Annotated in this window: 7 protein-coding genes; 3 read left to right on the top strand and 4 right to left on the bottom strand. The window is 73.2% G+C overall.

Translation table 11 applies throughout. The features are described 5' to 3' along the window. The first annotated feature begins 171 nt into the window (after window positions 1–171). Entirely contained in the window at window positions 172–1,920 is a 1,749-nt protein-coding gene (locus ACFW1I_RS18770; RefSeq protein WP_384671068.1) for an ATP-binding protein, read from the top strand. Continuing rightward, the gene (locus ACFW1I_RS18765; protein WP_384671066.1) at window positions 1,917–2,597 is read left to right on the top strand and encodes a response regulator; all 681 of its coding nucleotides are present in this window, start codon (window positions 1,917–1,919) and stop codon (window positions 2,595–2,597) included. The genes ACFW1I_RS18770 and ACFW1I_RS18765 overlap by 4 nt, the downstream gene beginning before the upstream one ends. A gap of 22 nt (window positions 2,598–2,619) precedes the next feature. On the opposite strand, the gene ACFW1I_RS18760 is transcribed toward ACFW1I_RS18765, so the two are convergent. From ACFW1I_RS18760 to ACFW1I_RS18750, 3 genes are all read right to left on the bottom strand, one after another. Continuing rightward, on the bottom strand, window positions 2,620–4,212 hold the full coding sequence (locus ACFW1I_RS18760; protein ID WP_384671064.1) for a cation acetate symporter: 1,593 nt from the start codon (window positions 4,210–4,212) through the stop codon (window positions 2,620–2,622). Then, entirely contained in the window at window positions 4,209–4,649 is a 441-nt protein-coding gene (locus ACFW1I_RS18755; RefSeq protein WP_384671061.1) for a DUF485 domain-containing protein, read from the bottom strand. The genes ACFW1I_RS18760 and ACFW1I_RS18755 overlap by 4 nt, the downstream gene beginning before the upstream one ends. Before the next feature lie 243 nt (window positions 4,650–4,892). Next, window positions 4,893–7,010: a type IIA DNA topoisomerase subunit B gene (locus tag ACFW1I_RS18750; RefSeq protein WP_384671059.1), complete on the bottom strand. Its 2,118-nt coding sequence runs from the start codon at window positions 7,008–7,010 to the stop codon at window positions 4,893–4,895. Window positions 7,011–7,446: 436 nt separating this feature from the next. Here ACFW1I_RS18750 and ACFW1I_RS18745 point away from each other — a divergent pair, with 436 nt between their 5' ends. Further along, entirely contained in the window at window positions 7,447–7,677 is a 231-nt protein-coding gene (locus ACFW1I_RS18745; RefSeq protein WP_030495106.1) for a hypothetical protein, read from the top strand. A gap of 151 nt (window positions 7,678–7,828) precedes the next feature. Here the strand turns inward: ACFW1I_RS18745 and ACFW1I_RS18740 are convergent, their stop codons facing one another. Beyond that, entirely contained in the window at window positions 7,829–8,650 is an 822-nt protein-coding gene (locus tag ACFW1I_RS18740; RefSeq protein ID WP_384671056.1) for a serine protease, read from the bottom strand. Between the last annotated feature and the right edge of the window lie 171 nt (window positions 8,651–8,821).

Below are 8,821 nucleotides of genomic sequence, written 5' to 3'. Positions count from 1 at the left end.
CGCGCCCCGCCACCGGCTGCGCCTCTTAGTCCCGCGCGCGGCCCGGTGGGTGCGGGGCCGCGGGGGGGGGGGGCCGCGGGGGGGGGCCCCCCCCCCCCCCGGTCCCGGGCCCGCCCGCCCCGCACCCGCCACATTTCCGGTCGCCGCCGCCGTCCCCGTACCGTTTCGGGCATGAGCAGCACCGGATCGATCCCCTCCGCGCCGCCGGCCGCGCGCCGCCGGCGCCGGCTGGGGTGGCCGCGGCGGGTGTTCTCGCAGGTGCTGCTGATGCAGCTGGCCGTCGCCACCGGCGTCACGGTGCTGGCCACCGGCTTCTTCCTGGCCCCGCTGAGCGCCCAGCTCGACGACCAGGCCATGCGGCGGGCCCTGGCCATCGCGGAGACCATGGCCTCCTCCCGTACGGCCGCGGACCTGGCCGGCGGGCCGCCGTCGGCGACGGGACCGGTGCAGCGCGAGGCCGAGCGGGTCCGGAAGGCGACCGGCGCCGAGTACGTGGTCGTCATGGACACCCGCGGAGTGCGCTGGTCGCACCCCGACCCCGTCCAGATCGGCCGGACCGTCTCCACCGACCCGAGCGAGGTCCTGGCGGGCCGCGAGGTGATGGAGATCGACAGCGGCACCCTGGGCCGCTCGGCGCGCGGCAAGGCCCCGCTGCGGAACGCCGACGGCGGGATCGTCGGCGCGGTCTCCGTCGGCATCGAGTACGACAGCGTCCGCGACCGGCTGCTCTCGGCGATCCCCGGCCTCCTGGCCTACGCGGGCGGCGCGCTCGCGGCCGGCGCGCTCGCCGCGTACCTGATCTCCCGGCGGATCCAGCGGCAGACCCGCGACCTGGCCTTCTCCGACATCTCGGCGCTGCTCGCCGAGCGCGAGGCGATGCTGCACGGCATCCGCGAGGGCGTGGTGGCCCTGGACCGCAGGGGCTCCGTACGGCTCCTCAACGACGAGGCCCAGCGCCTGCTCGGCCTCGGCCCCGAGGCCGCCGGGCGCCCGCTCGACGCGCTCCTCGGCCCGGGCCGTACGGCGGACGTGCTGACCGGCCGGGTGACCGGGGCGGACCTGGTGACCGTCCAGGGGCACCGGGTGCTGATCGCCAACCGGATGCCGACGGACGACGGCGGCGCCGTGGCCACCCTCCGCGACCGCACCGAACTGGAGCGGCTGGGCCGGGAGCTGGACTCCACCCGTGGCCTGATCGACGCCCTGCGCGCCCAGGACCACGAGCACGCCAACCGCCTCCACACCCTGCTGGGCCTGCTGGAACTGGAGCTGTACGACGAGGCGGCCGACTTCGTCACCGAGGTCGTCGGGGTGCACCGGGCGACCGCCGAGCAGGTGACCGAGAAGGTCCACGACCCGCTGCTCGCGGCCCTCCTGGTCGGCAAGGCGACGGTCGCCGCCGAGCGCGGCGTCTCGCTGCGGATCGCCCCGGACTCCCTGCTTCCCGACCGGCTGGTGGACCCGCGCGAACTGGTCACCGTCGTCGGCAACCTCGTCGACAACGCCCTGGACGCCGCCGCCGGCACCCCGGACGCCCGGGTGGAGGTGGCGCTGCGCGCCGACGGCCGGACCGTGGTCCTGCGGGTCGCCGACAGCGGCCCCGGCGTCCCCGAGGACCACCGGGAGCTGATCTTCACCGAGGGGTGGACGACGAAGGAGCCGCCCTCCCACGGCAAGCGCGGCCTCGGGCTCGCGCTCGTCCGGCGCCTCGCCGAGCGGCGCGGCGGCACCGCGCGCGTGACGGCGGGCCCGGCGGGCGGCGCGGAGTTCGCGGTGGTCCTGCCGGACGCCCTGACGGAGCCGGCCCCGCCCGGCCCCGCCGATCCGGTCCCGCCGACCCTGACCGTCGCCGCCGGACCGACCCCGCCGGGCCCGCGCGGGCCGGTGGACCCGACCACGGCCGAGGAGGGGTCCCGATGATCGACGTGCTCGTCGTCGACGACGACACGCGGGTGGCGCGGGTGAACGCCGCGTACGTGACCAAGCTGCCCGGCTTCCGGGTCGCTGCCACCGCCCACTCCACCGCGGAGGCCCTCGCCGTCCTCGACGGACGGCCGGTGGACCTCGTCCTCCTCGACCACTACCTCCCCGACGAGAACGGCCTCGCCGCCATCCGCGAGCTGCGGGCCCGCGGCCACCAGTGCGACGTGATCATGGTGACGGCGGCCCGGGACGTGGCGACCGTCCAGGCCGCCATGCGGCACGGCGCCCTCCAGTACCTGGTCAAGCCGTTCAACTTCGCCGGGCTGCGGGCCAAGCTGGAGGCGTACGCGGCGCTCCGCCGGGCCCTGGAGAGCGGCGGCGAGGCGGAACAGGCCGAGGTCGACCGGATCTTCGGCACCCTGGCGGCCGGCACCGTCGCCCCCGACCTGCCCAAGGGGCACTCGCCGACGACGGCCGAGCTGGTCCGCCAGGCGCTGCTGGCCGCCGACGGGCCCCTCTCCACCCAGGAGCTCGCCGAGCGGACCGGCGTCAGCCGCCAGACCGCCCAGCGCTACCTCAAGCTCCTCGAACGGACCGGCCGCGTCCGCCTCTCCCTCCGGTACGGCGAGACCGGCCGCCCCGAGCACCGCTACACCTGGGTCTCCTCGCCCTGAGGACCTCCCTCGGTCGGTGCCGTCAGGCGGCGCCCGCGCCGGTGAGCGCCCGCACCTCGGTCTCCGCGTGCCGCGCCTCGTCGGGCGGCTCGGGCGAGGTGACCGTGCCGAGCCAGCCGGCCAGGAAGCCGAGCGGGATGGAGACCACGCCGGGGTTCTGCAGCGGGAAGACGTGGAAGTCCACGCCCGGGAAGAGCGCCTCGGGACCGCCCGAGACGACCGGCGAGAACACCACGAGCAGCACCGCCGGGACGAGTCCGCCGTAGACCGACCAGACCGCGCCCCGGGTGGTGAACCGGCGCCAGAACAGCGTGTACAGCAGCACCGGCAGATTGGCCGAGGCGGCCACCGCGAAGGCGAGGCCGACGAGGAAGGCCACGTTGAGGTCGCTGGCGAGCAGCCCGAGCCCGATCGCGGCGGCGCCGATGACGGCGGCGGCCACCCGGGCCACCGTGACCTCGCTGTACTGCTTCCCGCCGGGCCGGCGCAGCGAGGCGTAGAGGTCGTGGGCGACGGAGGCGGAGGAGGCCAGGGTGATGCCGGCGACGACGGCGAGGATGGTCGCGAAGGCGACGGCCGCGACGACCGCGAAGAGCACCGTGCCGCCGGTGGAGCCCGCTCCGCCGCCGAGGTCGAGGGCGAGCAGCGGGACGGCCGTGTTCCCGGAGGCGTTGGAGGCGCGGACCTCGGCGGAGCCGATGATCGCGGCGGCGCCGAAGCCGAGGACGATGGTCATCAGGTAGAAGCCGCCGATGAGGCCGATGGACCAGACGACCGAGCGGCGGGCGGCCCGCGCGGTGGGCACGGTGTAGAAGCGGGACAGGATGTGCGGCAGTCCCGCGGTGCCGAGGACGAGCGCGAGACCGAGGCTGATGAAGTCCAGCCGGGCGGTCCAGTCGCCGCCGTACCGCAGCCCGGGGCCGAGGAAGGCGGTGCCGTGCCCGCTGCGCTCGGCGGCGGTGCTGAGCAGGCTGTTCACATCGCCGTGGAAGCGGATCAGGACGAGGACGGTGAGCGTGACGGTGCCGGCCATCAGCAGCACCGCCTTGACGATCTGGATCCAGGTGGTGGCCCGCATCCCGCCGAGCGACACGTAGATCACCATCAGGGCGCCGACGCCGACCACGGTCCAGGTGCGCGCCGCCTCGCCGGTGCCGCCGAGGAGGAGGGCCACCAGGCTGCCGGCGCCCACCATCTGGGCCACCAGGTAGAGCACGGAGACGGCCACCGAGGAGGTGCCGGCCGCGATCCGCACCGGCCGTTCGGCCATCCGCGCGGCGACGACGTCGGCGAGGGTGAACCGGCCGCAGTTGCGGACGAGTTCGGCGACGAGGAGGAGCACGACCAGCCAGGCGACGAGGAAGCCGACCGAGTAGAGCATGCCGTCGTAGCCGTAGAGGGCGATGAGGCCCGAGATGCCGAGGAAGGAGGCGGCGGACATGTAGTCGCCGGCGATGGCGAATCCGTTCTCCATCGGCGAGAAGAGCCGGCCGCCGGCGTAGAACTCCTCGGCGGATCCGTGCCGGTTGCGGCTCACCCAGGTGGTGATGGCGAGGGTCACGGCGACGAAGCCGCTGAAGAGCAGCAGGGCGAGCGTCTGGTGGTCTCCGGTCACCACTGGCCGGCTCCTCTCGTCATCTCCTGGGTGTCCCAGCGCAGTTCGAGCGCGGCCCGGTCCCGGCGCAGCCGCGCGTGCCGGGCGTAGGCCCAGGTGAGGAGGAAGGTGGTGAGGAACTGGCCGAGGCCGGCGAGCATCGCCACGTTGACGGCTCCGGCCACCGGCCGGGCCATCAGGCCGGGGGCGGCGGTGGCGGCGACGACATAGGCGAGGTACCAGACGAGGAAGGCGAGGGTCGCGGGGAGGACGAACCGGCGGTAGCGGCGGCGCACCTCCTGGAAGGCGGGGCTGCGCTGGACCTCCAGGTAGATCCCGGCCGTCCCGGGCAGCGGGTGCGCGGCCTCGTCGTACCGCTGGTGCGGTGGCTCCGGCAGGATCCCGCCCGGCCCGTCGTCCCGCGCCCCCGCGCGCTCCTCTTCGTCCAGCTGTTCCACCGGTCAACTCTCCTTGTCAGCGAACCGTTTCGGCCGCGTGCCCAAGGATGGACAGAGTGGGCAGATCCCGGACTCTTCTCCCTACGGTCTTCACCCCATCAGGTGACTCTTCGCCCCGGCGCCTGACCGGACCGGGCCGATATGCGTATGGACGCCGAACCGCCCGGCCCCGGGCGGGAAGCCGAACGGCCCGGCCCCCCGGGAGGGGGACCGGGCCGGTTCGACGGACCGTGACGCCGAGGATCAGGCGTCGATGCGCGAGCGGTCGAGCGTCGCAGCGGAGCTGGTGATGAACTCCTTGCGGGGCGCCACGTCATTGCCCATCAGCAGGTCGAAGACGGTCTCGGCCGCGTCCAGGTCGCCGATGTTGATCCGGCGCAGGGTGCGGTGGCGGGGGTCCATCGTGGTCTCCGCGAGCTGGTCGGCGTCCATCTCGCCGAGACCCTTGTAGCGCTGGATGGAGTCCTTGTAGCGGACCCCCTTGCGCTGGAACTCCAGGAGCGTCTGCCGCAGCTCGCTGTCGGAGTAGGTGTACACGTACTTGTCCTGGCCCTTCTTGGGCTGGACCAGTTCGATCCGGTGCAGCGGCGGCACGGCGGCGAAGACCCGGCCGGCCTCGACCATCGGGCGCATGTAGCGCTGGAAGAGGGTCAGCAGCAGCGTCCGGATGTGCGAGCCGTCGACGTCGGCGTCGGTCATCATGATGACCTTGCCGTAGCGGGCCGCGTCGATGTCGAAGGTGCGTCCGGAGCCCGCTCCTATGACCTGGATGATCGCGCCGCACTCGGCGTTCTTGAGCATGTCCGAGACGGACGACTTCTGGACGTTGAGGATCTTGCCGCGGATCGGCAGCAGGGCCTGGAACTCGCTGTTGCGGGCGAGCTTGGCGGTGCCGAGCGCGGAGTCTCCCTCGACGATGAAGAGCTCGCTGCGCTCGACGTCGTCGCTGCGGCAGTCGGCCAGCTTGGCCGGCAGCGAGGAGGACTCCAGGGCGGTCTTCCGGCGCTGGGCGTCCTTGTGCTGGCGGGCGGCGATCCGGGTGCGGGCCGCGGCGACGGCCTTCTCCAGGACGGCCCGGGCCTGGGCCTTGGCGTCCCGCTTGGTGGAGGTCAGGAACGCCTTCAGCTCGCGGGCGACCACGGTGCTCACGATGCGGCGGGCGGCCGAGGTGCCGAGGACCTCCTTGGTCTGGCCCTCGAACTGCGGCTCGGCGAGCCGGACCGTGACGACGGCGGTCAGGCCCTCCAGGGCGTCGTCCTTGACGATGTCGTCCTCGGCGACGCGCAGCATCTTGGCGGAGCGCAGCACCTCGTTCACGGTCTTCGTGACGGCCTGCTCGAAGCCGGAGACGTGGGTGCCGCCCTTGGGGGTGGCGATGATGTTCACGAAGGACCGGAGATTGGTGTCGTACCCGGTGCCCCAGCGCAGGGCGACGTCGACGCCGAGCTCGCGGGTGACCTCGGTGGGGGTCATGTGGCCGCGGTCGTCCAGGACGGGGACGGTCTCCTTGAAGGTGCCCTGGCCGGTGAGGCGCAGCACGTCGCAGACGGCCTTGTCCTGCGCGAGGTACTCGCAGAACTCGCTGATGCCGCCGTCGAAGCGGAAGACCTCCTCGCTCTTGCCGATCCCCTCCAGGTCCCGCTCGTCGCGGACGACGATGGTGAGGCCGGGCACCAGGAAGGCGGTCTGGCGGGCGCGCTGGTGCAGCGTGTCCAGGGAGAGCTTGGCGTCCTTGAGGAAGATCTGGCGGTCGGCCCAGTAGCGGACGCGGGTGCCGGTGCGGGTCTTGGGCACCCGCTTGCCCTTGATCAGCCCGCTCGACGGGTCGAAGGGGCTGTCCGGGCCCTGCTCGGTGAAGATGCCGGGGACACCGCGCCGGAAGCTGATCCCGTGCGTGGCGCCGTTCCGGTCGACCTCGACGTCGAGGCGGGCCGAGAGGGCGTTGACCACGGAGGCGCCGACGCCGTGCAGACCGCCGGAGGCCGCGTACGAGCCGCCGCCGAACTTTCCGCCGGCGTGCAGCTTGGTCATGACGACCTCGACGCCGGAGAGACCGGTCTTGGGCTCGACGTCGACCGGGATGCCCCGGCCGTTGTCGCGGACCTCGACGGACCCGTCGTCGTGGAGGATGACGTCGATGTGGTCGCAGTAGCCGCCCAGGGCCTCGTCGACCGAGTTGTCGATGATCTCCCAGAGGCAGTGCATCAGGCCACGGCTGTCCGTGGACCCGATGTACATTCCGGGGCGCTTGCGGACCGCTTCGAGCCCTTCGAGGACGAGCAGGTGCCGCGCGGTGTAGTTGGAACCGTCACGGTCTGCGGTCAGCAGCGCACTGGACGGCACGGACGTTTCGGCGGTCACGCGGTTCGCTCCTCGCTGAATTTGAAATCTTGCCCGATGGGGTGAGTACCGGCGTCGCTCACCGCTCAGAGGGTACCGATGCCTGGTGGGGCCGCTGAAACGCCACCCTCCCGGTTTACTCATGCTAGTCCAGAGTCGTATGGGTGTTCGATCCCTCGAAGGGGTGACGCGAACATCACGTTCCCTTCCCGGCATGAACCATCTAGGCTCCGGGCACGTCCTCATCAACAACCGGCAACCCCGCCGGGAGGACGACCGACACACCACAGCAACGCGAAACCCGTAGAGCGACGCAATACGGCTCATTCGCCGCCAACCGGCAGCAGACAGCCACCTTGGGAAAAAGTTTCAAGGAAAAGCCACGAGCGGGAACGTTTTCGGCCTGGTTGGATGTTGACCCTGGTACGACAGCTCGTCGAGCTAGAGAAGAGGCGACGTGACTACTGTTCTGACCCCCGCGAGCCCCCTGACGGCCGCTGACCGCTGCGACCGCTGCGGCGCCCAGGCTTACCTGCGTGTCGTCCTGGCCAGCGGAGGTGACTTGCTCTTCTGCGCCCACCACGGTCGCAAGTTCGAGCCGGAACTCAAGAAGATCGCCGTTGAGATACAGGATGAGACGGACCGGCTGACCGATGTGCCGGCCCGCACGGTGGGCGACGAGCACTGACGCCGCGCAACCACGACGAGCTCAGGGCCGGTCGCTGACGACCGGACGACGGGCGGTCACCCCCTCGACCAGGGGGTGACCGCCCGTTCTCGTACCCGCGGAGCCCCGGCGAGGGGCCCCGCGGCCCGGTACCGGCCGACCGGTACCGGGCTCAGAACCGCTCGGGCAGCACCGCGGAGACCCGCGTGTAGACGCCCGGGTTCTCGGCCTGTCCGCAGCCGCTGCCCCAGGACACCAGCCCGATCAGCACCCCCCGGGCCACCAGCGGGCCGCCGCTGTCGCCCTGGCAGGCGTCCCGGCCACCCCTGGGGTCGCCGGCGCACACCATGCTGTCCCTGCGGTACGAGACGCCGCCGAAGCCGCCCGGGTACGCCCGCTCGCAGGACGCGTCCGGCAGGACCTGGACGGGCGCCGAGCGGAGCGAGGAGGCGTAGCTCCCGTTCCCGGTCGTGTCGCCCCAGCCGTACACCTCGGCGGCCGTCCCCGGGGCCTCCGCCGCGTCCCCGGGCGCCGCCACCTTGATCGCGTAGGACTGCGGCAGGGCCTCGGCGAGGGTGAGCACGGCGAGGTCGCCCGCGTTGGTCGACGGGTCGTAGTCCGGGTTCACCCAGGTGTCCGCGATCCGCACCTCCTGCCCGCCCTGTCCGCGCAGCGCGGCCCGGCCCGCGATCACCGAGAAGTCCGGCAGCTGCCAGGGGGCGCCGCCGAGCACCTCGCGGCCCAGGCAGTGCGCCGCGGTGAGCACCTTGGTGGGCGCCACGACGACGCCGCCGCAGAACTGACCCGCCCGCGTACCTCCGAACCGGTCACGGCTGGACAGCGCCACCACCCAGGGCGCCTCGGCGATCGCGGCCGGGCTGCCGCCCACCACGACGCTGTCCGCGCCGGCCGGGGCGGCCCAGGCCACCTGTCCGGCCGCCGCCGTGACCAGACCCAGGGCACCCGTCAACGCTCGGGCGAAGGGACCACGCATGGAGCCTCCTGACTCTCCGCAGATATCCGTTCACCCAGCGTCGGGCACGGACGGCCCCGCTGCACGCGCGAACGGCGGGGGCCGCGGCCGGCGCCCCCCCCGGGGCGCACGCCGCGGCGCGCCCGCGGGCTGGCCCGCCCGGCCCGGGGCGCGCGCGGGCGCGAGAGCGGC

This window comes from Streptomyces sp. NPDC058955 (assembly GCF_042741435.1).
Classification (GTDB): domain Bacteria; phylum Actinomycetota; class Actinomycetes; order Streptomycetales; family Streptomycetaceae; genus Streptomyces.
Note: the sequence above shows the minus strand (reverse complement) of the source record. Positions and strands in the feature narration are given on the sequence as shown.

Bases quoted from the DNA above. Each gene is read 5' to 3' on its own strand.
- ACFW1I_RS18770 (WP_384671068.1), top strand. From the start codon at position 172: ATGAGCAGCACCGGATCGATCCCCTCCGCGCCGCCGGCCGCGCGCCGC.
- ACFW1I_RS18740 (WP_384671056.1), bottom strand. From the start codon at position 8,650: ATGCGTGGTCCCTTCGCCCGAGCGTTGACGGGTGCCCTGGGTCTGGTC.
- ACFW1I_RS18765 (WP_384671066.1), top strand. From the start codon at position 1,917: ATGATCGACGTGCTCGTCGTCGACGACGACACGCGGGTGGCGCGGGTG.